Raw genomic sequence first — 24,580 nt, 5'->3', positions numbered from 1 at the left:
CACTTTATGCATTGCAAGATTTTGGGATTGCCGGTTCAGGAAGGCACTGGACGTCTGGGCTGCAATATGGGCCCCGACGGTTATCGCGCTGCTGGTATTGCGGAAGCGATTCGCGAACTTGGTCATGAGTTTACCGATCTGGGTAATCTGGCTCCGGCCGAACTGCGCCCTTTGACCCATCCCAATCCTGCGATCAAGGCTTTGCCGCAGGCTGTCGCCTGGATCGAAGCAATCAGCGAAGCTGCTTATCGTGAGAGTGAAGACGGTTTTCCGATCTTCCTCGGTGGCGATCATCTGCTTGCAGCAGGCACTGTTCCCGGCATTGCGCGCCGCGCGGCGGAAAAGGGCCGCAAGCAATTTGTGCTGTGGCTTGATGCGCATACGGATTTCCACACGCTGGAAACGACGGGCAGCGGCAATCTGCACGGCACGCCTGTTGCCTATTACACGGGCCAGAAGGGCTTTGAGGGCTATTTCCCAGCCCTGGCAGCGCCGATTGATCCCGCTAATGTCTGCATGATGGGTATTCGCAGTGTTGATCCGGCAGAACGCGCCGCGATCAAGCAGACGGATGTTGCCGTCTATGACATGCGCCTTATCGACGAGCATGGTGTTGCAGCCCTGTTGCGCCGCTTCCTTAAGCGCGTGAAGGACGAAAACGGCCTTCTGCATGTGAGCCTCGATGTCGATTTCCTTGAACCTTCGATTGCGCCCGCTGTCGGCACCACGGTTCCGGGTGGCGCCACCTTCCGTGAAGCGCATCTCATCATGGAAATGCTGCATGACAGCGATCTGGTGACGAGCCTCGATCTCGTCGAGCTCAATCCATTTCTCGATGAACGCGGACGTACCGCAACTGTGATGGTCGACCTGATGGCGAGCCTTTTGGGCCGCAGCGTCATGGACCGCCCAACCATCAACTATTGATTTCAAAACTGCATTCACTGCTGGCGGGATCAAATGGTCTGCCGCTGAATGTTAAGGAGCAAGAATGACCCAACCGAACCTGAATATCGTCCCTTTTGTCAGTGTCGATCACATGATGAAGCTGGTGCTTTCCGTCGGCGTCGAGACCTTCCTCAAGGAGCTCGCCGATTACGTGGAAGAGGACTTCCGCCGCTGGGAAAGCTTCGACAAGACGCCGCGCGTGGCTTCGCATTCCGATGAGGGCGTGATCGAGCTGATGCCGACAAGCGACGGTACGATGTACGGCTTCAAATATGTGAACGGTCATCCGAAGAATACGCGCGACGGCCTGCAGACAGTTACGGCTTTTGGTGTTCTTTCGGATGTTGGCAGCGGCTATCCGATGCTTCTGACCGAAATGACCATCCTGACAGCGCTGCGCACGGCTGCTACCTCAGCGGTTGCCGCAAAGCATCTTGCGCCAAAGAACGCACGCACGATGGCGATCATCGGCAATGGCGCACAGAGCGAGTTTCAGGCCTTAGCGTTCAAGGCAATTCTTGGCATCGACAAGCTGCGTCTTTACGATATTGACCGTACGGCTTCGGAAAAATGCGCACGCAATCTTGAAGGTGCAGGTTTTGACATCGTGATCTGCAAGGATGTCGAAGAAGTGGTCGAGGGTGCGGACATCATCACGACCGTAACTGCCGACAAGCTCAATGCGACGATCCTGACCGACAACATGGTTGGTGCTGGTGTGCATATCAACGCGGTTGGCGGTGATTGCCCTGGAAAGACCGAACTGCACGGTGATATCCTTCGCCGTTCGGACATCTTCGTCGAATATCCGCCTCAGACCCGTATTGAAGGTGAAATCCAGCAGCTGCCGGAAGATTATCCCGTCAATGAATTGTGGGAAGTGATCACCGGCAAGACTGAAGGCCGCAAGGATGCGCGTCAGATTACGCTGTTCGACTCAGTCGGCTTTGCAACGGAAGACTTTTCGGCACTGCGCTATGTTCGCGACAAGCTTCAGGATACGGGCTTCTATGAGCAGCTCGATCTTCTGGCTGATCCGGATGAGCCTCGCGATCTATACGGCATGTTGCTGCGACATAAGCAGCAGCTGAAGGCAGAAAAGACCAAACCTGCTGCATAATAAGCGCGCGTTCCGAAAAGTGTGTAGCGGTTTTCGGATAAGACGCGCGTTGAAAACTATTGAACCGCCTGCTTCTGTTATCAGAGGCAGGCGGTTTCTTTTACAATGGCTTGCGCGAATGACGTGGTGCCGCAATCTGCCCAGAATGCGTGGCGATTGCCATTTCAAAACTATCGGCAATCCGGCGGGCGCGATCAATGAAAATAATTGCGCCGTCCGGCGGGAAAATGTCGCGTGCTGTCTGCTCAAACAATTGCAACCAACGATCAAAATGTTCGTTTTTAAGGCCCAGGCGAATGTGTGGGGGCATTGGGCGCCCATCGTAACGTCCGGTTTTCAAGATCACGGATGACCAGAACTCGCTGATGCGTTCAATATGATGATCCCAGTCATCTACGGCCTCTGAAAAGATTGGGCCTATAACGTCATCTTCGCGGGCTTTTCCATAAAAAGTGCTGACCAATCTGTCGATGGACGCTCTGTCGATGGATGGGTGGGGCTGATTGATAAGAACGGTCATTCTCTCTTGCCAGTTTGCGTTGCGCCAAGGGTGCGCAACCATCTCTGATATAGTCCGGCGCCACGGTTCTATCCAGTGAAGCATTGCCGCATCATTGTGTTGAGACGGGTGGTTCATCGCTGCAGGTGATGACTAAGCTAAAAGCTGCTCGCACCGCGCGCGTTCAACATAGAGACAAATAGGGGTGATTGGGCTTCCAGAGCCTGCAGTAGCTGAAACACTGTTTCTGGGTGCTGTTGGTAGCGGAGGACGGATTCGAACCGCCGACACAAGGATTATGATTCCTCTGCTCTAACCTACTGAGCTACTCCGCCACACATTGCAGTGAAACAGTTTTCGGCGCTGTCTCCAGCGTTTCACGAACCGTGTTCATGCAAGGAATGGCGGCGGTATATGTGGGGAACGGGACCCTGTCAAGCACTCTTCGCATAGCTTTCGTCTTGTTTTCCACGATTTGCGTAGATAAGTAACTAGCGGAAAGCAAAGGCTTAGTTTTATGGCACCTCGTATTGCGGTTTTGGGTTGTGGCTATTGGGGCGGCAACCATATTCGTACCTTGAAGAGCCTCGGGGCCCTTCACGGTGTTTCTGACGCCAATCCACAGAATGCGGAACGATTCGCTTCTGAGTTCGGTGTTCCCAACATTCCGGTCGACGAACTTTTCTCGCGCGCCGATATTGATGGCATCGTTTTGGCGCTGCCTGCGCAGTTTCACGCGCAATACGCAATTGAAGCAGTGAAGAACGGCAAGGACGTTCTGGTTGAAAAGCCGATCGCGCTGGAAGTTGCCGATGCAGAAGCAGAAGTTGCGGCTGCACGCGAAAATGGTCGCGTGTTCATGGTCGGGCATATTCTGCGCTTCCATCCGGCGTTTGAGAAGCTGCTCGACATGGTGAAGAGCGGTGAGCTCGGCGATATTCGCTACGTGCATTCACACCGCGTCGGTTTCGGTAAGTTCCACGACAAGTTCGATGCGCTCTGGGATCTTGCACCGCACGATCTTTCGATGGTTCTTGCCATCACCGGCGAAGAGCCTTCAGCCGTTCGCGGTGAGGGCACGGCAATCATCGATAAGATCAGCGATTTCGCCCATGTGCATCTCGAATTCCCGAGTGGTATTCGCGGCCATCTCTTCGCTTCCCGAATGAACTCCTATCGTGAGCGTCGCCTGAGCGTGACGGGGACCAAGGGTATGCTGGTTTTTGACGATGCCGAACCTTGGGATCGCAAGCTTGCATTCTACAAGCACGAAGTATGGCGCGAGAATGATCAGTGGGCTTTCAAATCGGTCGATCCGATCTATATCCCTGTCGAAGAAGGGATGCCGCTGACCCGCGAATTACAGCATTTCCTGCACTGCATCGAAACGCGCGAAAATCCGCGCACCGATGGGCGGGAAGCAATCAACGTATTGCGCATTCTGACCGAAGGATCGGTCAGTCATTCCCGATAACACGCGCTTGACGGAAATTTCTGTCAAGCGGTGTTACGGGAATAGCAAAACTTTGAACGCTCCACCCATGGTAGGGCAGAGCGTGAAGGAATAAACAGGTTGCCGTGGATTCGCTTTTGATAGGGCGAACCAGATAAATTGGAGCCAACATGCAGTTCATTGATCTTGGAGCGCAACGCGCGCGTATCGAAGACCGTCTTAATGCCGCCGTTTCCAAGGTTGTTGCGGAAGGCCGTTACATTCTCGGTCCTGAAGTGGCTGAGTTCGAAAAGAAGCTCGGCGAATATCTGGGCGTAGAACATGTTATCGCCTGCGCCAACGGCACCGACGCCTTGCAGATGCCTTTGATGGCGCGCGGCATCGGTCCGGGTCATGCAGTTTTCGTTCCGTCGTTCACGTTCGCTGCAACCGCTGAAGTTGTTGCCCTTGTTGGTGCAGAGCCGGTTTTCGTTGATGTCGACGCCGACACCTACAACATAAATATTGAACAGCTGGAAGCTGCCATTTCCGCCGTCCGCAAGGAAGGTCGTCTTGAGCCAAAGGCAATCATTCCAGTCGATCTGTTTGGTCTTACTGCTGACTACAACCGCATCACTGCAGTTGCCGATCGCGAAAATCTGTTCGTGATTGAAGATGCGGCGCAGTCGATTGGTGGCAAGCGTGACAACGTGATGTGTGGCGCTTTCGGCCATGTTGGTGCGACAAGCTTCTATCCTGCCAAGCCGCTCGGCTGCTATGGCGACGGTGGTGCAATGTTCACCAATGATGCTGAATTGGCTGACACGCTGCGCTCCGTGCTGTTCCACGGCAAGGGTGAAACGCAGTATGACAATGTTCGCATTGGTCTCAACTCGCGTCTCGACACCATCCAGGCAGCTATTCTTCTGGAAAAGCTTGCGATCCTCGAAGACGAAATGGAAGCGCGCGACCGTATTGCCAAGCGCTATAATGAGCTGCTCAAGGACGTGGTCAAGGTTCCGGGTCTGCCTGCTGGCAATCGTTCGGCCTGGGCACAGTATTCGATTGAAAGCGAAAACCGTGACGGTCTGAAGGCGCATCTTCAGGCTGCTGGCGTTCCATCGGTCATCTACTACGTGAAACCACTGCATCTGCAGACCGCATACAAGCATTATCCGATTGCACCGGGCGGTCTGCCTGTTTCAGAAGCACTGCCTGCGCGTATTCTGAGCCTGCCGATGCATCCTTACCTTTCGGAAGAAGATCAGGACAAGATCATCGGCGCGATCCGTGGTTTCCACGGCAAATAAGCTGATCTATCAGTGATTGTGAAAAGCCCGGCGAAAGCCGGGTTTTTTATTTTTGACGCTTCGCAATGCGTGAAGCGACGAAGCGGGCAATTGCCGGGCCTGCAAGAAGAACGATGAAAAAGCGGCTGGTTTGCATGGCGATGATGAATGGCAGATCGACATTGCTTGATGCTGCAATAATGGCCACGGTATCTGCACCGCCGGGGCTGGTGGCGAGATAAGCGGTGAGGGGATCAAGGCCCAGCACATGACCAAGCGCCATGCCGAAGAGTCCGCAGACAGCAATCAGAATGAGTGTTGATCCGAGTATCGCCGGAAAAGCGCGTGCCGCATGTGCAATGATCGCGCGAGTAAAGCCAAGGCCAATGCGCCAGCCGATGAAGATATAGCTTCCCGCCAGCAACCATGGCGGCAGGTCAATGACCATAAGGCCCAAATCCTGCAACATTGCTCCGAGTGCGAGTGGTACGAGCATTGCTCCGGTTGGAATGCGAGATAATTCGCCCAGAAAGGCGCCGCAGACGATCAAGGCGAGGGTCGGGCCCAGAGTGTGCCAGTTTATCGCCGGAAACCATTCCACGGCCGCTGGAGCGACTGTTTCGATATCGGCGGTAAACATCACCACAAGCGAAGCAGTCGTTGCGACCAGTACCACGCGCAAATATTGCATGAAAGCGATGAGCCGTGCGTCAGACCCGAAGGATTCAGCCATAAGCACGATTGCTGTTGCGGCCCCCGGTGAGACACCCCATACGGCAGTTGTTCCGGGCAAAACGCGAAAGCGTGCCAGAAGATAGCCAATCGTCGTGCTGGCAAGCAGCGTGAAGCCTGTTGAAAACAGGATGATCGGCAGGTGTTGTCCCATATTGCTGAAGAATTCAGCAGTCATGGCCCGCGCGATCAGCAGGCCGACGATTGCCTGCGCGAGCAGTGAGAAATTTTTGTGAACCCTGATCGTGCTTTCACGCGAAGCAAGGATGATCGCTCCAAGCATCGCACCGAGAAGCAGTGCGGCTGGCAGTCCCAGCTTTTCTCCAATAAAGATAAGAAATGCAGATATGATCAGCAACACACCCCATTGAATGGGCTTAGGCGTCTTGCTGAAATTGAATTTATTGGGGGCTTTTTCTTGCCCTGAGGAGACGAGTTTCTGCATCGCGCTTCTTCCCTACAACTAGCCAAGGTGGGAATGCAAACGCGTTTTTTCCCGAGGGCATATATGCCGCGAGAAGAAACTCTCGCGGCGCATGTCATCGGAGGATGGTGCCGAATTCCATGCTGACGGGATCAATCAGCGACAGGAAAGCATCGCAGTCAACATTGCCTTGCCAGCTTGCGCAGATTTCGGTGGCGATGGTCTGGTTGTCGGCGAAGGCCAGATCGACAAATGTTCCATCCGCGAGCTTTACCAGATGCTGCGCCTGCCAGCCTGGCTGATGCGAAAGGTGGTTGCTCACCATCGCTGTGTAAGCATCACGCATGGCTTGTTCCTGTACACCAGCTTTCAATCGGAAGCGCCCGAGTTCTATCCCGTTGTCTGATGATGTGGTCATGTTTTTCTCCTGCTTGTTGGAGTGCTGCATATACACTGAGCCCCTGACAGTTTTTGTCAGGGATGTGCTATAGGCTTGTCACATGAAAACACTGCGGCTTTTTTCTCTGCTTGATCGGCTTCGATCTGCGTCCGTGCCTGTTTCGGCGGACACTCTTGCGGAGATGATGGTGGTTTCTCCCCGAACGATTTATCGCGATATGGCGACGCTGCAGGCCATGGGCGCGCCGATCAGAGGCGAATCCGGGTTGGGCTATCAGCTTGAGAAAGGTTACTTTCTGCCGCCGCTTCATTTCGATGCCGATGAACTTGAAGCCATCATGCTCGGCGTCAGGCTGGTTATCGCGAGAGGTGATGAGGAGCTGGCCTCAGCGGCCCAGCGTGTCTCGGGAAAGATCAGCTCAACGATGCAGGCCGGGCTAGGAGATCGTTATAACAGCCTGCCGCTGAGAGCCGTGTCGAAAATGACCGAGGAGAATAGCAAGGCGAACCTGCATCTTCCATTTTTACGGCGTGCGGTTCGTGATCGTGTGATTATAAAGCTGGAATATCTGGATCTGCGGGAAAAGATGACCGAACGCACCGTCAGGCCGCTCGGACTGACGATGTTTGATGCCATCTGGTTACTGACGGGCTGGTGTGAAAGCCGCAATGATTTCCGGAATTTTCGCCTGGACCGTATCAGTAAGATCGAAACTGTCGGAAAGGTCTTTCGGCATCAGAAGGGGCAGCGTTTTGAGGATTACCTGCTGACATTGTCCTAGAGCATTTCCTGCTTTTCTTGAATCATTGGAAATGCTCTATCTCTTTGTTTTTTCACATTATCCAACGCAAAACTGCTTCGCTCTTTTGCTGGAAATGCTCTAGCCAGAGCAGCAGCGAGAATACAGAAGGCACGGCTCCCCCTCAGAAGCCGTGCCTCATTTTTCGAAATCCGATGATTTCGCGAACCGTAATCTTAGCCGATCATTGCGCGGCGCTGGTTCACCGGGCGCTCGACGATTTCACGAGGCGCTTTACCGCCGTCACGTTCTTCGAGTGCTTCGGCCTTTGACAGCTCGGTTTCCGCATAGACCAATTCTGCTTCTGCAGCTTCTTTCTGAGACATCAAATCGCGAATCGATCCGAACAGGTTGTCGCGTCGCTGGCGTGCAGCCTTCGCGAAGGTCGGGTAGGCGAAATGATTGATGTCAGTGATGCCTGCCTTCTTCTCTTCCGATAGAATCTGAGCGTCGAGTTCTCCCGCCATACGTTCGAACTCGCCGATCATCAGGTCGAGCTGGCCCAGCTGACGGCGCTTTTCCTTCACCTGGAACAGTTTAAGCCTGACGAGGCTTTCACGTGGCTTCATACGCAATACTCCTTGAACACCAACCAGCTTTATCAGAGCCTGTCTCGATCTGATTTGATCAGATCGGCGCTCTAACATTTTGTATTAACGCGCATCTTGTCCGAAAACCGTTCCGCGCTTTTCGGGATGCGCTCTAATGTTGGGGCGTTCCCCCCGACTTTATTAACAGGCATATATGCTGGCGATTTTCCTGCATTATGCCGCGAAATCCGTTGCAATGCCTTGCTTTTCAGGGCTTCGGCTTTGCCGCCAAACATAAGAACAGTCTCCATAAGCGAAACAAAAAGTTAAGATTTTGCTCTTTTGGTAACCATTCCTTTACCGGCAACGTTAATCATACGCGTTAGGAATTAAGGCTCGGTAAATCTTGTGTGGTTTTTGGGTAACAGGTGAAACATAGAGTCGAATGAATCACTTAAGAGGATTTCTTAATGTGATTCATAAGGGTCAATCGAATTGAATAATTACATATGATTCAGTTGGATAAGAGTTTTTTCTAAACAGGATAGAATTATGCTTGCCAACAGGAATCATATTTTGTTAACCATTTGCAGGCACCTTCATGCTAAGGCAACGACAGTTCCGTCAGCTGCCGTGAGGGAAAACTGGTCAGCGGCGGAAAGGGGATAAGATATGCGCGTCCTTTTAATTGAAGACGACAGTGCTATCGCACAGAGCATTGAGTTGATGCTGAAGTCCGAGAGCTTCAATGTCTACACCACCGATCTGGGTGAAGAGGGCATCGATCTCGGCAAGCTTTATGATTATGACATCATCTTGCTGGACCTGAATTTGCCGGATATGTCCGGTTACGAAGTTCTGCGTACCTTGCGCCTCTCGAAGGTCAAGACGCCAATCCTGATCCTTTCCGGTATGGCCGGTATTGAGGATAAGGTTCGCGGTCTGGGCTTTGGCGCAGATGACTATATGACGAAGCCGTTCCACAAGGACGAGTTGATCGCCCGTATTCATGCGATTGTTCGTCGTTCCAAGGGCCATGCCCAGTCGGTCATTACCACTGGCGACCTGATTGTTAACCTCGACGCCAAGACGGTTGAGGTTGGTGGTCAGCGCGTTCACCTGACCGGCAAAGAATATCAGATGCTCGAGCTTCTCTCGCTCCGCAAGGGCACGACGCTCACCAAGGAAATGTTCCTCAACCACCTTTATGGCGGCATGGACGAGCCTGAGCTGAAGATCATCGACGTGTTTATCTGCAAGCTGCGCAAGAAGCTTGATGCCGTTTCCGGCAGCCAGAGCTACATCGAAACCGTTTGGGGCCGTGGTTATGTGCTGCGTGAACCGGATGGCAGCGAGCTGCGTGAAAGCGCGTAAGCGTTTTTCAGGTGATGAAATGAAAAAGGCTCCGTTTGTGCGGGGCCTTTTCTTTTGGAACTGAGCCAGCAAAAAAAAGGCGCAGGTTTTACCTGCGCCTTTCTTGTGTTTGATGAGAACGGGTTACTCGGCGGCGAAAACGATGTCTTCTGCAGTCGCGTGAATAGAAATCTTCATGCCAGCTTCTTCGGCGAGCAGCAGCGTATAATATGGCTGCACCGAATGCGCATCGATTGGCTCTTCTGGCTCTGCTCCTGAATGCAGTTCCAGGAATTTCGGCGGCACGCGCAACATGCGACCCTTAACAGTAATGACGAAGCGCGGATCGGTATCGCCATTTTCAAGACGAACGGCCAGCGAACCACCACGCGGGATGGCGGCGTTGCCGATCAGCAGCATATTGAGCAGAAGCTTGACCTTGTTCTTTGGCAGAAGGACGCGTGAGCCTTCCCAGGTCAGTTCTGGTTTCTCATTTGCGAAATACTGTGTGGCAACATGCTGGGCATCACCGGTATCGATCTGCACACCAGCTGATCCAGCTGCACCAAAAGCGATGCGGGCAAATTGCAGGCGGGCCGAAGCATTGCGCGCACTTGATTTGATGAGCGCCATCGCGTCTTCGTCTGCGCCGCCTTCTTCCAGCAGCTCGAGACCATTGTTGATCGCGCCGACCGGCGAGATGATGTCATGACAGATCCTGCTGCACAGAAGCGCACCGAGATCGAGTGCGGAAAGGGTAACGGGCAATGGCATGATGATTTCTCCAGGCACGAACCGACCCTGAGAATCGACATTCAAGCCGAATGACGGGTCGCTATCAGTTGGTGAGCGTAAACCCTGACGAATCATCATCAGGAACCTTGGGAATCTGGATACACGCGACATCCGGTTGCCGCAACAAAGCTGTTTTTTGCCGCCATTCTAAAGCCAATTTCGCGGCATAAAGATTTAGACAATAAATTCGCGGTTAGAATAAGCGCGATTCGGCCAAAGCGTTCGCAAGAGACGTAGTAGCCAGGCTTTTAACAGGGCCGTCAGACAGAGAAGCTGGTAGGCAAAAGGAATTATAAATGGCCATACCGTCCCTGTCGCAGATCAGGTTCCGCAACGCGGCGTATTTTGTAGCGTTTTTTGCGGCGTTTCTGATCTCCATTATCGTCGTGCCGCACAAAGCGCAGGCACAGAGCAGCAACGCATATACAGCCGAGGAAGTTGTTGAATCGGGGCACCGGTTCTTTGGTTCCACGTCTGGTGGAATCGCCAGTGCCGTCGAAAAAGCGTTTCAGAGTTTTGGTCTTCCGAATGGCTATATTCTGGGCGAGGAAGGTTCCGGCGCGTTTATCGGCGGTCTCACCTATGGTGAAGGCACGCTTTATACGAAAAATGCTGGTGATCATCGTACATTCTGGCAGGGTCCATCGCTGGGCTGGGATTTTGGCGGACAAGGTTCACGTGTGATGATGCTTGTCTATAATCTTGACGACATCCAGAGCCTTTACGGCCGTTATGCAGGCGTTGCAGGTTCGGCCTATGTGATCGCGGGTGCAGGCTTTAACGTGCTGAAGCGTCAGAACATCATGCTGGTGCCCATCCGTACGGGTGTTGGCGCAAGATTGGGTGTCAATATTGGGTATCTTAAGCTTTCGGCTGCGCCGACCTGGAACCCATTCTGATACGTGTTGCGCGATATGAGTCGCATGGGCGGAGTGGTTCCCCATTGAAACCGCTCTGCCTGGCTGTTTTGAAACATTCATCTTGCGCAAAACCGCTTCGCACTTTTGCTGAAAATGTTCTAGCATCGCGGGTGACGATCTATGAATAGTTGCCAGCCATTATCCTTTGGCTGGTCCTTTTTTCTTTTTGTGACAAAGTCGTGATCCAGTCTGCGCTCATTTTCATACTTGGCGTTCTCGTGGCGGTTTTCGTCGTGGTTCTGCTTGGCCCTTCGGTTTGGCGCCGTGCCTTTTTTCTGGCACGACGGCAGGTGCACGCCGAACTTCCGGTAACGCTTGCTGAAATCAGGGCGGATCGTGATGGTTTACGTGCTGAGCATGCCGTGGCTTTCAGCAAACTTGAACAGCAACTCAAGCAGGAACGAGGAAAATCGTCCGAGCAACTAATCAAACTTGGAAAGCAGCATGATGAACTCAGGCGCTTTGCATTGCTCGAGAACGACATAGCCCAGCTGAGAAAGACGCTGGCTGAACGCGACAAGACTGTTGAAGAGACGGTCGTCGAACGCGATAATGCTGAGGAAAAGGCTGAAATCGTCGAGGCTGAAGTGGAGCGACTTCAGAAACATCTTTCATCTCTGCAAGATCTGGCCGATACGCTTCGTATCGAGATAAGCGCCAAGGAGGTCGAACACGGCCGCGTGGCGAATGAGATGAGTGAGATGCGTCGGGAACGTAAAGATGCATCTGCACGCTATAATGAGGTTTCGACGCAATTGACCGCAGCACAAACCGAACTGAAAAGCGAAAGGCGTCGTAACGCCGAACTCCAGCAAAGATTGGATAAACTGATTTCCGATTTTTCGGACGCGCAGGAGAAACTCGAGCGTTATACACGTAACGGTTCAGCCCCCGCAGCGGGAGGTGATCGGCCTACAGAGTTTTCAAAGGAAAATGCTGCACTTCGCGAGGAAATGGCAGCTTTAGCGGCCCGCATGGTTGCAACGACTGCTGAAAAAGAGGGTCAAGGTTCGCCCATCGACGCTCTTGTGAATGCAGACAAATCGGAAGACGGAGACGAGGTCAACAAAGGACGCCCTCAAAGCCTTGCAAGCCGCATTCGCGATTTACGCTAAAGCTGGAGCTGGGAGTTAAAAACACTCGCCCCTTATTCAGCTTCGATGACGTCGGACCAATCGGCATGCCGTTTGACCTGTGCCTGCATGAAGCTGCAGCGTGGGATGATTTTCCAGCCGGTTTTACGAGCATTTTCAACAGCGTTCAATGCCAGTGCCTGCGCGATGCCTTTACCGCGCATCGAACCGGGCACGAAGGTGTGATCGATGGAAATCAGCGCTGGACCCAGCTTCGTGTAGGTCATTTCTGCATCGTCGCCGTTGATGACGACAAAGTAACGTCCGCTATCCGTATTGTCACTTTTCCGAATCTGGATGTTTTCGCTCATCTGAGAACTCCATCAAAAGGCTTGGCTGCTCTCTTCATATAGGTGGGATTGATCAAAGAAAAACCCCGGCCGATTGACCCGGCCGGGGTTTGGTTTGCGTATCTGCTGCTTCCGAGGAAGCTGGCAGAATCTTAGTGTCTGTACTGCTGGATACGTGTGGTCCTAAGACCGGCGAGACCATGCTCATCGATCGAGGACTGCCAGCCAAGAAATTCCTCCACCGTCAATGTATAACGCTGGCATGCTTCCTCAAGGCTGAGAAGGCCACCGCGTACAGCGGCGACAACTTCAGCCTTTCGGCGAATGACCCAGCGCCTCGTAGTGGCGGGGGGGAGGTCTGCGATGGTCAGCGGACTGCCATCGGGACCAATAACATATTTTATACGCGGTCTTGTCAGATCGGTCATTGTACTCTCTACACAACACTCAAGGACCTAATCGAGACCGAGACTAGCGCCACAGCTTTAAGAATTACCTAAACAGCCGGTAACTCTCTGGTAACACTTGCAAAAAAATGCCTTATTTAGAGAGAAAGTCATAAAAAAACCTGCTTATGCTGAGATTTTCCTGGATGTCTCACGCGAAATTGTGACCGCAACGCTGCAAAATGCGCGTTGTTTTTGCTGCGACATCTTGGCAATCACCCTTTGTGTGACCTATATAGGGCGCAAACTTAAACTTTGAGAAGCAGGGCGTTTGCCCGGAAGCTGGAATCAATCATGAGCCTGAACAGCCTCGATCTGCCGGGAAAGCCGGAAGACACGCGCGTTGTCGTCGCCATGTCGGGCGGCGTCGATTCATCCGTTGTGGCGGGGATCCTCAAACGTGAGGGCTATGATGTTGTTGGCGTGACGCTGCAGCTTTATGATCACGGTGCGGCTGTGCATCGCGCTGGTTCGTGCTGCGCTGGCCAGGACATCGAAGATGCCCGCCGTGTTTCTGAAAGCCTCGGCATCCCGCATTATGTACTGGATTATGAAGCGCGTTTCCGTGAAGCTGTTATCGATCCATTTGCAAATTCCTATGTGAGCGGTGAGACGCCGATTCCTTGCGTTTCCTGCAATCAGACCGTCAAATTTGCAGATCTTTTACAGACTGCGCGCGAGCTTGGTGCAGATGCGCTGGCAACTGGGCACTATATCCGCAGCCGTGCCAATGGCGCGCATCGCGCGATGTTCCGCCCGGAAGATTCTGATCGTGATCAGAGCTACTTCCTGTTTGCGACCACGCAGGATCAGGTTGATTATCTGCGCTTTCCGCTCGGTCATCTGCCAAAGGCGCAGGTGCGCGAAATCGCCGAAGAAATGGGGCTGACCGTCGCCAAAAAGCAGGATAGCCAGGACATTTGTTTTGTGCCGCAAGGCAAATACTCAGACATCATCTCCAAGTTGAAGCCGGAAGCGGCGACGCCCGGTGATATTGTGCATATTGATGGCCGGGTGCTGGGCCGTCATGACGGTATCGTGCATTATACGGTTGGCCAGCGCCGGGGTATCGGTGTTGCAACGGGTGAGCCGCTTTATGTGGTGCATCTGGACGCCGCCAATACGCGCGTTATCGTCGGTCCGCGTGAAGCGCTCGAAACGCACAAGGTATTCCTGCGCGACGTGAACTGGCTGGGTGATGGTTCCCTTGATGCGCTGCCAGAAGGTGGGGTCGAGGTCTTCGCCAAGGTTCGCTCGACACGTCCGCCACGTCCTGCTGTTCTCCATCATGTTGATGGGAAGACATGGGTCGAGCTCGTTGACGGTGAAAGCGGCATTGCGCCCGGACAGGCCTGTGTTCTTTATTCTGATGACAGTAATACGGCGCGCGTATTCGGCGGCGGATTTATCGGGCGCTCAGAGCGTGAACCGCAGGCTGAAGAAATGCTTCGTCGTCTGGTCGCCAATAACTCAAAAGAATCCGCAGCCTAAAACAGCGCTACATGAGTTTGAATTTTGAAGCCTTCGGACATTGTTCGGAGGCTTTTCATTTCGGAGTTTATTTTAGAGCGCGTTTCGACCTGATTGGATCAGATCGGCACTCTAAATATTTGTTTTAACACGCATCTTTGTCCGAAAACCGCTTCGCACTTTTCGGGATGCGCTCTAATCGAACCGGCTGAAGTGGGATAAAGCGATGCCGGAAGCGGTCGCCACATTCAGGCTGTCAAACTCTTTCGACATTGGGATACGTGCTCCGGTCAGTTGCTTTAGCAGATGAGCCGGAAGGCCTTCTCCCTCTGTGCCGAGCAGCAGAGCTTGGCGCTTGTGGTTCGGTGCCTGATAAATGCTCATGGTAGAAGAGGGGCTCAACGCCAGTATGTCAAAATTGGCTGACTGCAATGCGCCGATAATCTCTTCGATGGCGGAGCCGTGGAAATAGGGCATCTTCAGCGTGGCACCTACAGAAACGCGGATTGCTTTTCGATAAAGCGGGTCGCAACAGGTTTCGTCAAGGAGAACGCAGTCAGCTTCGAATGCAGCCGCATTGCGAAAGATGGATCCCACATTGTCATGGTTGGAAATGCCGCACAAAACCACCACGAGCGCCGTTTCCGGTAGGCGGCTGATCATCTCGGAAAGTGTGGGCTGGGCTTTTCGTCGTCCAACGGCAAGAATTCCGCGATGGACATGGAACCCCGCGACCTCATCCATGACGGATTGAGGCACGGAATAAACCGTTACCCCTGCTGGTAAATGCCTGAATTGCTCTTTTAACCCATTCAGGCGATTTTCGAGAACGAGCAGCGACTCTGTTTCGAACCGGGCTTGAGCCGAAAACAGAACATTCAGGACGACTCTGCCTTCAGCAATGAAGCGCTGTTGGCGGCCTACGAGGTCTTTTTCGCGAATATTCGTATAGGGGGATAAACGATTATCGCCAGAATCGAAAATTCTTACGACAACGCCGTGCGATCCGGTTTCTTCTTCCTTCATCGCACGACGTATGCCTCATGGATGTGCGTTATTGATGTATGACTGCTGCCATTTCGCGTCGACGCGGAACAGGACTCATATAGAGACTTGAAAGCGTAGACAACATCAACTCGATGTGGGGTGAAGATACCATATAATAAATTGTCTGCGCATCACGTCGCGTGGATACGAGGTCAAGTGCCCGTAGTTTTGCCAGGTGCTGGGATAACGCCGATTGGCTAAGATCTATTGCTTTTGCCAAAGCACCAACAGACATCTCATTGTGAAGTAACTTGCACAAAATGAGTAGTCTTTTGTTATTGGCAAGAGCTGAAAGAAAATCAGCTGCTTCATCTACATTTTCTATTAAATCAAAAAAATTATTTTCATTGGTCATTTGCAGTCATACCCCCGTAAGACAGCATTAGGTTAAAAAAAAGCCCGCGCAACATTTGTCGAAGGCACCCCGAAATTAATGCTCTACGGAGAAATTGAAAAGGGCTTGCTTATATTTACCGGCCAAAAAAACTAGAAATTTGTCCCAAAACTATCGGGGTTTTGTTTCAGTTGTCGCTTTTCAGCACACCTGTCAACATTTCCAGTGCTAGCTCGATAGAATCGGCTTGTACTGGAAAATGAGATCGAATGACGTGGTCACCATTGGACAGATTGAAACCGTCGGGATCAAGGCTCGTTATTTTCCAGCGACCCTTCGCGTGAATATGACGTTTCGCATGCAGGCTGATCTCGGTTTCGTGTTTGCTGTTGAGATCATCAATGTCGTCTTGTTCCGATAAGGCAATGATACGCGCTATTTTGGGCGAATTTATTAGGTCGGTGTGACTAAGGTTGAAGGCTTTGCCGAAGCCGCCATTGAGACTGGCAGATTCTACAGCAAGTCGGAAAAAGACGAAGTCGCCCAAGTTGACATACAGTGAGCCTTTGGGATTGTGATTGAGATAACGCCGTCTTGTGTGGGCGTAATCTGCTGAGTTTCGCTCAACCTTGAGAGCGGTGCAATGGAGTGTAATGCGGGGATGAGCGAGGGGATCTCCCTTGCCAACCTCGCCAAGTAACAACGAACAGGCCGGATGAGCGATCAAGCCAGGTGTATGCGCTGCCAGTCCGGATACAAGAATGATAGGTGTCCCATCAACATCCGTGGCGACGGCGACGCGGCTGGCCAAAGGCCTGTCTGTTGATGAATCAAGTACGGCGAGTGCACCATAGCGGGAGGTGCGCATCAACGTTTTTGCCAGCTGGATTGCTTCTGGAGTGGTGGGGCGGATGGGGCTTTTGTCTTCTGACATGAAAGCAGGCTCAAATATGAGGACAACTCACCAGTTAATAGCCAGTGAGGATGCAGGAGTATAGCGCTATATCAATTTTGTTTATCTAGGATCGGGATCCGACCGAGGTATAATTGCTGCGTCGCATTTGATGAGACGGTTTTGTATATATTTTAAGCGCGAAGATTATTATAATTTGACGGCATTTAGCGCAATTTTCTAAAACATGCCGATGCCGAGGAATAAAAATCTAATAATTTTGGGCAAAATCAGTTGAGAATATGACGGGATTCTAAAAATTGCGCTTGCAATGTGACAAGGCAAGCGTTTCGATAGCGTCAGATTGCGCGCTTAGGGTGCGCGCAATGTTATTTCCGTGGAGGCGGGCACCAAATGAAATTCTATAAAACACTTCTGGCGGCAACGGCAGTTGTCGCTCTGATGAGCGGCGCGGCATCGGCAAAGACCTTTGTATATTGTTCGCCAGCATCTCCCGAGGGTTTCGATCCAGCAGCCTATACCGGCGGTGACACGTTCGATGCGTCGGCGCATCCGGTCTATAACCGCCTTGCAGAATTCAAAAACGGCACGACAGAAGTCGTACCGGGCCTGGCAGAAAGCTGGGAAGTTTCGGAAGACGGTAAGGAATATACCTTCCATCTTCGCAAGGGCGTAAAGTTTCATTCGAGCGAAAACTTCACGCCAACCCGTGAGTTCAACGCTGATGACGTGATCTTTTCCTTCGACCGTATGGGTAACAAGGAAAATCCTTGGCACGAATACACGGCTGGTATCACCTACGAATATTTCGATTCGATGGAAATGGGTTCGCTGATCAAGGAAATCCAGAAGGTCGACGACAACACGGTCAAGTTCGTCCTGAACCGTCCTGAAGCTGCATTCCTCGCCAATATCTCGATGCCTTTCGCTTCGATCATCTCGAAGGAATACACTGACAAGCTCGCTGCTGACGGTAAGAAGGACGACCTCAACCAGTTCCCGGTTGGCACTGGTCCGTTCCAGTTCGTAGCCTACCAGAAGGACGCTGTCGTTCGCTTCAAGGCTAATCAGGACTATTGGGGCGAAAAGCCAAAGATCGACGATCTGGTTTTCGCAATCACGACCGATCCTGCAGTGCGTGCACAGAAGCTCAAGGCCGGCGAGTGCCACCTGATGTCCTATCCTGCACCGGCAGACATCAAGGGTCTTCAAGCTGATTCCAATCTCAAGGTTGACGAACAGGCTGGTCTGAACGTCGCATACTTTGCTTACAACACGATGGTCGCTCCATACGATAAGCCAGAAGTGCGCAAGGCACTCAATCAGGCTGTCAACAAGCAGGCAATCGTTGATGCGGTCTATCAGGGTCAGGGACAGGTCGCCAAGAACCCGATTCCGCCGACAATGTGGAGCTATAACGACAAGATCGAGGACGACAAGTACGATCCGGAAGCTGCCAAGAAGGCTCTTGAAGCCGCAGGCGTCAAGGATCTGAAGATGAAGCTCTGGGCGATGCCTGTCAGCCGTCCTTATATGCCAAACGCACGTCGTACTGCTGAGCTCATGCAGTCTGATTTTGCAAAGGTTGGCGTAAGTGCTGAGATCGTATCGATGGAATGGGGTGAATACCTCAAGAAGTCGGGCGAAAAGGACCGCGACGGCGCAGTCATTCTTGGCTGGACCGGTGACAATGGTGATCCGGACAACTTCCTCGGCACGCTCCTCGGCTGTGCGGGTGTTGGTACGAACAACCGTGCGCAGTGGTGCTACAAGCCGTTCGAAGACCTGATCCAGAAGGCCAAGGTCTCGACCAGCCATGAAGAGCGCGTCAAGCTTTATGAAGAAGCTCAGGTGATCTTCAAGGAGCAGGCTCCGTGGAACACCATTGCCCACTCGACCGTATTTGTGCCGATGTCGGCCAAGGTCACGGGCTTCAAGCAGAGCCCGCTTGGTGATTATCGCTTCGAAGATGTCGATATCTCCGAGTAAAATCTGACAACACCAGCGGCCGGGTGTGGAGGTTTCCTCCGCACCCGGTCGGAGTTTTTGTATGTTTCGTTTTATATTAAACAAACTCATCTATCTGGTGCCGACTTTCATCGGCATCACGATCGTTGCTTTCGCATTCGTCCGCGTTCTACCGGGCGATCCTGTACTGCTGATGGCAGGCGAACGCGGTGTCAGCCCGGAGCGCCATGCACAGTTGCTGGCTCAGCTCGGGTTTGATCGTCCGTTGTGGGAGCAATATATCAACTATGTCTGGAACCTTCTCCATGGTGATTTCGGCCAGTCTTTGGTCACGAAAAAGCCGGTTCTGACGGAGTTCTTTGCTCTGTTCCCAGCGACTGTCGAGCTTTCGATTTGCGCGATTATTGTGGCTGTTCTCTTCGGCATCCCTGCCGGCGTCATCGCTGCTGTCAAGCGTGGCTCGTGGTTCGATCAGGGCCTTATGGGCATCTCGCTTGTTGGTTATTCGATGCCGATCTTTTGGTGGGCCTTGTTGCTGATCATCCTGTTCTCAGGTGTTCTGCAATGGACGCCGGTCTCAGGTCGCATCTCGCTGCTATATTACTTCCCGCCGGTAACAGGATTCATGCTGATTGACAGCTTGCTGTCAGGTCAGAAGGGCGCGTTCACTTCCGCGGCTTCGCATTTAATCCTGCCGACCATCGTGCTTGCAACAATCCCGCTTGCGGTGATTGCGCGCCAGACACGTTCGGCGATGCTTGAAGTGCTCGGTGAAGATTATGTGCGTACGGCACGCGCAAAGGGCCTGCCGATTCGCCGTGTTATCGGTGTTCATGCGTTGCGTAATGCAATGATCCCCGTCATTACCACGATCGGCCTTCAGGTCGGTGTGCTTATGGCGGGTGCTATCCTGACTGAGACCATTTTCTCATGGCCCGGAATTGGCAAGTGGATGCTCGATTCCATTTCGCGTCGCGACTATCCGGTCGTGCAGAGCGGACTGCTGATTATCGCGTTCATCATCATGATCGTGAATCTGGTTGTCGATCTGCTTTACGGCCTGATCAATCCGCGTATCCGGCATAAGTGAGGGTATCATGACACACTCAGCAATTCAGCCGGAAGCTGCAAACGAAGTCGGGAAAATCCGCGCTTTGAAAGATTTCTGGTTCTATTTCAGCGTCAATCGCGGCGCTGTCATCGGTCTTTTCGTATTTCTGGCGCTTGTTATCGTCGCTATCCTCGCACCGGTTCTCGCTCCGCATAACCCTTCGGAACAGTTCCGTGATTTCCTTTTGACGCCTCCGTTCTGGGAACAGGGCGGCACAACGCAGTTCCTTCTCGGAACTGATGCGGTCGGTCGCGATATCCTGTCTCGCCTGATCTATGGTGCTCAGTATTCGCTGCTGGTCGGTTTTGTCATCGTTATCATTTCGATGTGCCTTGGCATTACGATCGGTGTCATCTCAGGCTATTTCGGTGGTGGTGTCGATACGGTCTTCATGCGTATCATGGACGTCATTCTGGCGTTCCCGTCGCTGTTGCTCGCACTGGTCCTGGTTGCGATCCTGGGACCAGGCCTCATAAACGCGGTTCTCGCGATCACACTGGTTCTGCTTCCGCATTTCTCGCGTTTGACCCGCGCCGCAGTGATGGCCGAAAAGGAGCGTGAATATGTGACGGCTGCCAAGCTTGCCGGTGCAAGCAAGCTGCGTCTTATGTTCAAGACCATTCTGCCAAACTGCCTTGCACCGCTGGTTGTTCAGGCAACCATGTCGTTCTCCAACGCTATTCTCGACGTTGCAGCACTTGGCTTCCTTGGCATGGGTGCACAGCCGCCGACACCGGAATGGGGCACGATGCTTGCAGAAGCACGCGAATTCATCATGCGTGCGTGGTGGGTTGTGACTTTCCCGGGTCTTGCGATCCTGATCACTGTTCTCGCGATCAATCTGGTCGGCGATGGTCTGCGCGATGCGCTTGACCCGAAACTGAAGAGGAGCTGATCGATGGCTCTGCTTGAAATCAAGAACCTTACGGTTTCGTTTGATACCTCGACTGGCCCGTTCAAGGCGGTCGATGGCATCGATATCTCGGTGGACAAGGGCGAAGTGCTTGCCATCGTGGGTGAGTCGGGCTCCGGAAAATCGGTCGGTATGCTTGCAGTCATGGGTTTGTTGCCCAAGACCGCAACCGTGACCGCTGACAGCATGACATTTGACGGCAAAGACTTGAAGGGGATGTCCGACAAGGAACGTCGCCAGATCATCGGACGCGATATTTCGATGATCTTTCAGGAACCCGTTGCCAGCCTCAATCCGTGTTTCACGGTAGGCTATCAGCTTGAAGAAGTGCTTAAGCGCCATCTGGGCCTTAAAGGCGCTGCAAGCCGTGCCCGTGCGATTGAACTGCTCGAACTGGTTGGCATCCGCGATGCCGGTGAACGCCTGTCGAGCTTCCCACATCAGATGTCGGGTGGTCAGTGCCAGCGCGTCATGATCGCGATTGCGATTGCCTGCAACCCGAAGCTATTGATTGCCGACGAGCCGACAACCGCGCTTGATGTGACGATCCAGAAGCAGATCCTTGATCTGCTGATGCGTCTTCAGGTCGAACACGGCATGGGCCTCATCATGATCACTCATGATATGGGCGTTGTTGCTGAAACTGCGGATCGTGTGATCGTGCAGTATAAGGGGCATAAGATGGAAGACTCCGACGTGTTGTCGTTGTTTACCGAGCCTAAGCATCCTTATACGCGCGCGCTGCTTTCGGCTCTGCCGGAAAATGCGACGGGTGATCGTCTGCCGACGGTTTCCGATTTTGTATTTAACACCAATGCCGCAGGAGAAGCGTGATGAGCGAGATTGTTCTCGAAGCGCGCGATATCAAGCGCGATTACCATGTTGGTGGTGGTCTTTTTGGAAAGCCGAAGGTTGTTCATGCTGTTAAAGGCGTGAGCTTCAAACTTGAAAAGGGCAAGACGCTGGCAATCGTCGGTGAATCAGGTTGCGGCAAGTCTACCCTTGCCCGTATCCTGACCATGATCGACCCGCAGACGTCCGGTGATCTGATGATCGGCGGCAAGGATGTGAACATTGCCCGCGACGGCCTGACACCCGAAATGCGCCAGAAGGTGCAGATCGTGTTTCAGAACCCTTACGGATCGCTCAATCCGCGCCAGAAAATTGGCGATGTGCTTGCTGAGCCTTTGCTGCTCAACACCAACATGTCGGCCGCAGAACGCCGTGAAAAATCGATGGAAATGCTGCTCAAGGTTGGCCTTGGTAAGGAGCATTTTAATCGCTACCCGCATATGTTTTCGGGTGGTCAACGTCAGCGTATTGCTATTGCACGCGCGCTGATGCTCAATCCGAAACTGCTCATTCTCGATGAGCCGGTTTCGGCGCTTGATCTTTCGGTGCAGGCACAGGTGCTTAATATTCTTGCGGATTTGCAGGAAGAGTTTGGCCTGACTTACGTTTTCATCAGCCATGATCTTTCGGTCGTGCGTTACATTGCTGACGATGTAATGGTGATGTATTTCGGTGAAGTTGTTGAATATGGCTCGCGTGACGAGGTTTTCAACAACCCGCAGCACGACTACACGAAGAAGCTTTTTGCAGCCACGCCGCGTGCGGATGTGGATGCAATCCGGGCCCGTGTGGAAGCGCGTACTGCAGCAAGACAGGCAGCACAGGCTTAAAATCCCTGCCGTATGAGAATAAGAAACGCCGCCCTTTCGAGGCGGCGTTTTTGTTTGAAGCTTGTCAGCAACTAATGTTGTCCGCGTTGCTGATGCCAGGCCAGTGCGCGCACAATGTCATCAGCGGCAATTTTTCCGATGATGGCGCCATTTTCGACAATACCCACATCGCCGCTGCTGTCTGCAACCACGCCCATCAGATCGCGAATGAGTGTTTCGCGTCGGGCTGTTGCCGCAAAGGGGCGAGGTGCAGCAGCGCGGTCAAATGGCGTCATGATATCGCCTGCGCACAAAACACCAAGCGGATTCATATGCGCTACGAAATCGGCGACATATTTATCCGCTGGCTGCAGAAGAATTTCCTGCGGCGTGCCACATTGAACGATGCGTCCGCCTTCCATGATGGCGATGCGATTGCCAATTTTCATGGCTTCGTCGAGATCATGACTCACGAAAACGATTGTTTTCTTGAGCCGCGACTGGAAAGCCAGAAGCTCATCCTGCAAACGCGTGCGGATGAGCGGATCGAGCGCGGAAAATGGCTCATCCATGAGCAGAATCGGTGCGCCGGTTGCAAAGGCACGAGCCAGGCCGACACGCTGCTGCATACCGCCGGAAAGCTCGCCAACCTTGCGCTTGGCCCAATCCTGCAGGCCAACCAGTTCGAGCTGCTTGCGCGCCTGTGCAAGCCGCTCGTCCTTGCGCATACCCGAAATTTCCAGTCCAAACGCGACGTTCTCTTCAACTGTGCGCCATGGCAGCAGACCAAACTGCTGAAACACCATTGAAACGAGTTCGGTTCGCAGATGGCGAAGCGTTCCGCGATCGGCTTTGCCGACATCGATAGTCCGCTCACCATCACGCACGAGAACGCGGCCGCGTGAAATCGGGTTGAGCCGGTTGATGGCGCGCAGGAGCGTTGATTTTCCCGAACCCGACAGACCCATGAGGACAAGAATCTCGCCTTCCTGAATATTGAGTGCGCAGTCATGCACGCCTAAAACAAGATCGGTTTCAGCCTGAATTTCCGAACGCGAAGCACCGCGATCAGCCAATTCAAGCGCATTATCGACATTCTCGCCGAAAATGATGCTGACATCTTCCAATGCAATGATTGTCATGGTCGTGTCTCCTATTTCTCGCGTCCGGCGCGGAAGATGCGGTCGAGCACGATGGCGACGACGACGATGACAAAGCCCGACTCAAAACCCAGCGCGGTATTGACCGAGTTAAGGGCTCGTACCACCGGCACGCCAAGACCGTCAGCACCGACGAGCGCCGCAATAACCACCATAGAGAGCGACAACATGATCGTTTGCGTGAGACCAGCAAGGATTTGCGGCGTTGCGTAAGGCAGCTCGATTTTCCAGAGAAGCTGGGTACGCGACGCCCCAAAAGCTTCACCGGCTTCTATCAGGGAGGAAGGTGTCGATGAAATGCCGAGATGGGTGAGTCGCACTGGTGCGGGTAGCACGAAGATCGCGGTTGCCAGCAGCCCCGGCACCATGCCGATGCCAAAGAAGACGATGGCCGGGATCAGATACACAAAGGTCGGCAATGTCTGCATCAGGTCGAGAATCGGTCGCAGGATTGCATAAAGGGTAGGGCGATGCGCGGCGGCGATGCCGAGCGGGACGCCAATTGCCATACAGAGGAAGCAGGCCGACAAAACCAGCGTTAGTGTTTTGAGCGTGCCGTCCCAATAGCCTTGATTGATGATGAACAGAAAGCCGATAATGGTGAGGATCACCACCGAAATGCGGCGCTGGATGAACCAGGCGATCACCGCAAAAATGGCGATCAGGATGAGGGGATGGGGGAGCTGTAACAAGTATAACAACCCATCGATGAGCCACTGCATGATCGCAGCCAGCGTATCGAAGAAACCACCCATATTGTTCGTAAGCCAATCGACCACCGACTTTGCGGTTGGTCCGACTGGAATCTTATAATCCGTCAGCCAGTTCAACGATCATGTCTCCTGCTGCGTGCTTCTTCTATTTTGTTTGACCCGCAAAAGAGTAGGCCGCGG

The 24,580-nt window shown here is 53.0% G+C and carries 26 protein-coding genes and 1 tRNA gene; 14 read left to right on the top strand and 13 right to left on the bottom strand.

The window, feature by feature from the left end:
* Positions 1-6: 6 nt before the first annotated feature.
* Together rocF and CEV33_RS08850 are read left to right on the top strand one after the other, a co-directional pair.
* Positions 7-927 (top strand): arginase, encoded by a 921-nt coding sequence (gene rocF, locus CEV33_RS08855; protein ID WP_094540132.1) that lies wholly within the window; start codon positions 7-9, stop codon positions 925-927.
* A gap of 64 nt (positions 928-991) precedes the next feature.
* A complete protein-coding gene (locus CEV33_RS08850) occupies positions 992-2,068 on the top strand; it encodes an ornithine cyclodeaminase (RefSeq protein WP_094540131.1) in 1,077 nt (358 codons plus the stop codon).
* A 100-nt stretch (positions 2,069-2,168) separates the two neighbouring features.
* Here CEV33_RS08850 and CEV33_RS08845 read toward each other — a convergent pair whose 3' ends face one another.
* Together CEV33_RS08845 and CEV33_RS08840 are read right to left on the bottom strand one after the other, a co-directional pair.
* Positions 2,169-2,588 (bottom strand): group III truncated hemoglobin, encoded by a 420-nt coding sequence (locus CEV33_RS08845; protein ID WP_094540130.1) that lies wholly within the window; start codon positions 2,586-2,588, stop codon positions 2,169-2,171.
* A gap of 237 nt (positions 2,589-2,825) precedes the next feature.
* Positions 2,826-2,902 (bottom strand) — tRNA-Met (locus CEV33_RS08840).
* Between the two features lie 182 nt (positions 2,903-3,084).
* On the opposite strand from CEV33_RS08840, the gene CEV33_RS08835 reads away from it, so the two are divergent.
* Together CEV33_RS08835 and CEV33_RS08830 are read left to right on the top strand one after the other, a co-directional pair.
* Entirely contained in the window at positions 3,085-4,041 is a 957-nt protein-coding gene (locus CEV33_RS08835) for a Gfo/Idh/MocA family protein (RefSeq protein WP_094540129.1), read from the top strand.
* A 149-nt stretch (positions 4,042-4,190) separates the two neighbouring features.
* The gene (locus CEV33_RS08830; RefSeq protein ID WP_094540128.1) at positions 4,191-5,309 is read left to right on the top strand and encodes a DegT/DnrJ/EryC1/StrS family aminotransferase; all 1,119 of its coding nucleotides are present in this window, start codon (positions 4,191-4,193) and stop codon (positions 5,307-5,309) included.
* A gap of 46 nt (positions 5,310-5,355) precedes the next feature.
* On the opposite strand, the gene CEV33_RS08825 is transcribed toward CEV33_RS08830, so the two are convergent.
* Both CEV33_RS08825 and CEV33_RS08820 read right to left on the bottom strand, forming a co-directional pair.
* On the bottom strand, positions 5,356-6,465 hold the full coding sequence (locus CEV33_RS08825) for an AbrB family transcriptional regulator (RefSeq protein WP_094540127.1): 1,110 nt from the start codon (positions 6,463-6,465) through the stop codon (positions 5,356-5,358).
* Between the two features lie 94 nt (positions 6,466-6,559).
* Positions 6,560-6,862 (bottom strand): hypothetical protein, encoded by a 303-nt coding sequence (locus CEV33_RS08820; RefSeq protein WP_208620173.1) that lies wholly within the window; start codon positions 6,860-6,862, stop codon positions 6,560-6,562.
* Between the two features lie 82 nt (positions 6,863-6,944).
* Here CEV33_RS08820 and CEV33_RS08815 point away from each other — a divergent pair, with 82 nt between their 5' ends.
* Positions 6,945-7,625 (top strand): helix-turn-helix transcriptional regulator, encoded by a 681-nt coding sequence (locus tag CEV33_RS08815; protein WP_094540126.1) that lies wholly within the window; start codon positions 6,945-6,947, stop codon positions 7,623-7,625.
* Positions 7,626-7,819: 194 nt separating this feature from the next.
* Here the strand turns inward: CEV33_RS08815 and CEV33_RS08810 are convergent, their stop codons facing one another.
* Positions 7,820-8,212: a hypothetical protein gene (locus tag CEV33_RS08810; protein ID WP_024899365.1), complete on the bottom strand. Its 393-nt coding sequence runs from the start codon at positions 8,210-8,212 to the stop codon at positions 7,820-7,822.
* A gap of 633 nt (positions 8,213-8,845) precedes the next feature.
* Here CEV33_RS08810 and ctrA point away from each other — a divergent pair.
* The gene (gene ctrA, locus CEV33_RS08800) at positions 8,846-9,547 is read left to right on the top strand and encodes a response regulator transcription factor CtrA (RefSeq protein ID WP_024899367.1); all 702 of its coding nucleotides are present in this window, start codon (positions 8,846-8,848) and stop codon (positions 9,545-9,547) included.
* Between the two features lie 123 nt (positions 9,548-9,670).
* Here ctrA and chpT read toward each other — a convergent pair whose 3' ends face one another.
* Positions 9,671-10,300, bottom strand: coding sequence for a histidine phosphotransferase ChpT (gene chpT / locus CEV33_RS08795; protein WP_024899368.1), 630 nt, complete (start codon positions 10,298-10,300; stop codon positions 9,671-9,673).
* A 317-nt stretch (positions 10,301-10,617) separates the two neighbouring features.
* Here chpT and CEV33_RS08790 point away from each other — a divergent pair, with 317 nt between their 5' ends.
* Positions 10,618-11,220: a DUF1134 domain-containing protein gene (locus tag CEV33_RS08790; RefSeq protein WP_024899369.1), complete on the top strand. Its 603-nt coding sequence runs from the start codon at positions 10,618-10,620 to the stop codon at positions 11,218-11,220.
* Between the two features lie 224 nt (positions 11,221-11,444).
* Entirely contained in the window at positions 11,445-12,356 is a 912-nt protein-coding gene (locus CEV33_RS08785) for an adenovirus L4-33K/L4-22K family protein (RefSeq protein WP_208620180.1), read from the top strand.
* 32 nt (positions 12,357-12,388) lie between these two features.
* Here the strand turns inward: CEV33_RS08785 and CEV33_RS08780 are convergent, their stop codons facing one another.
* Positions 12,389-12,685 (bottom strand): GNAT family N-acetyltransferase, encoded by a 297-nt coding sequence (locus CEV33_RS08780; protein ID WP_094540124.1) that lies wholly within the window; start codon positions 12,683-12,685, stop codon positions 12,389-12,391.
* A gap of 131 nt (positions 12,686-12,816) precedes the next feature.
* On the bottom strand, positions 12,817-13,092 hold the full coding sequence (gene sciP, locus CEV33_RS08775; protein WP_007876112.1) for a CtrA inhibitor SciP: 276 nt from the start codon (positions 13,090-13,092) through the stop codon (positions 12,817-12,819).
* A gap of 312 nt (positions 13,093-13,404) precedes the next feature.
* Here sciP and mnmA point away from each other — a divergent pair, with 312 nt between their 5' ends.
* Entirely contained in the window at positions 13,405-14,601 is a 1,197-nt protein-coding gene (mnmA, locus tag CEV33_RS08770; protein ID WP_208620172.1) for a tRNA 2-thiouridine(34) synthase MnmA, read from the top strand.
* A gap of 174 nt (positions 14,602-14,775) precedes the next feature.
* On the opposite strand, the gene CEV33_RS08765 is transcribed toward mnmA, so the two are convergent.
* From CEV33_RS08765 to CEV33_RS08755, 3 genes are all read right to left on the bottom strand, one after another.
* A complete protein-coding gene (locus CEV33_RS08765) occupies positions 14,776-15,606 on the bottom strand; it encodes a TrmH family RNA methyltransferase (RefSeq protein ID WP_094540123.1) in 831 nt (276 codons plus the stop codon).
* Between the two features lie 28 nt (positions 15,607-15,634).
* Positions 15,635-15,982, bottom strand: a complete 348-nt coding sequence (locus CEV33_RS08760; protein ID WP_094540122.1) for an ArsR/SmtB family transcription factor — start codon at positions 15,980-15,982, stop codon at positions 15,635-15,637.
* 166 nt (positions 15,983-16,148) lie between these two features.
* A complete protein-coding gene (locus tag CEV33_RS08755) occupies positions 16,149-16,895 on the bottom strand; it encodes a HugZ family pyridoxamine 5'-phosphate oxidase (RefSeq protein WP_094540121.1) in 747 nt (248 codons plus the stop codon).
* A gap of 372 nt (positions 16,896-17,267) precedes the next feature.
* On the opposite strand from CEV33_RS08755, the gene CEV33_RS08750 reads away from it, so the two are divergent.
* From CEV33_RS08750 to CEV33_RS08730, 5 genes are all read left to right on the top strand, one after another.
* On the top strand, positions 17,268-18,863 hold the full coding sequence (locus tag CEV33_RS08750) for an ABC transporter substrate-binding protein (RefSeq protein WP_094540120.1): 1,596 nt from the start codon (positions 17,268-17,270) through the stop codon (positions 18,861-18,863).
* Positions 18,864-18,924: 61 nt separating this feature from the next.
* Positions 18,925-19,932, top strand: coding sequence for an ABC transporter permease subunit (locus tag CEV33_RS08745; protein WP_094540119.1), 1,008 nt, complete (start codon positions 18,925-18,927; stop codon positions 19,930-19,932).
* Between the two features lie 7 nt (positions 19,933-19,939).
* Positions 19,940-20,848 (top strand): ABC transporter permease subunit, encoded by a 909-nt coding sequence (locus tag CEV33_RS08740; RefSeq protein ID WP_094540118.1) that lies wholly within the window; start codon positions 19,940-19,942, stop codon positions 20,846-20,848.
* 3 nt (positions 20,849-20,851) lie between these two features.
* On the top strand, positions 20,852-21,700 hold the full coding sequence (locus CEV33_RS08735; protein WP_094540117.1) for an ABC transporter ATP-binding protein: 849 nt from the start codon (positions 20,852-20,854) through the stop codon (positions 21,698-21,700).
* Positions 21,700-22,548 (top strand): dipeptide ABC transporter ATP-binding protein, encoded by an 849-nt coding sequence (locus CEV33_RS08730; RefSeq protein ID WP_094540116.1) that lies wholly within the window; start codon positions 21,700-21,702, stop codon positions 22,546-22,548. Before CEV33_RS08735 ends, CEV33_RS08730 begins: the two co-directional genes overlap by 1 nt.
* A 71-nt stretch (positions 22,549-22,619) precedes the next feature.
* Here CEV33_RS08730 and choV read toward each other — a convergent pair whose 3' ends face one another.
* On the bottom strand, positions 22,620-23,669 hold the full coding sequence (choV, locus tag CEV33_RS08725; protein ID WP_094540115.1) for a choline ABC transporter ATP-binding protein: 1,050 nt from the start codon (positions 23,667-23,669) through the stop codon (positions 22,620-22,622).
* Between the two features lie 11 nt (positions 23,670-23,680).
* Entirely contained in the window at positions 23,681-24,517 is an 837-nt protein-coding gene (gene choW, locus CEV33_RS08720; RefSeq protein ID WP_094540114.1) for a choline ABC transporter permease subunit, read from the bottom strand.
* Positions 24,518-24,580: the final 63 nt, after the last annotated feature.

The sequence above is a fragment of the Brucella grignonensis genome (assembly GCF_002252505.1).
Classification (GTDB): domain Bacteria; phylum Pseudomonadota; class Alphaproteobacteria; order Rhizobiales; family Rhizobiaceae; genus Brucella; species Brucella grignonensis.
This window is presented reverse-complemented; position numbering and strand designations above follow the sequence as displayed.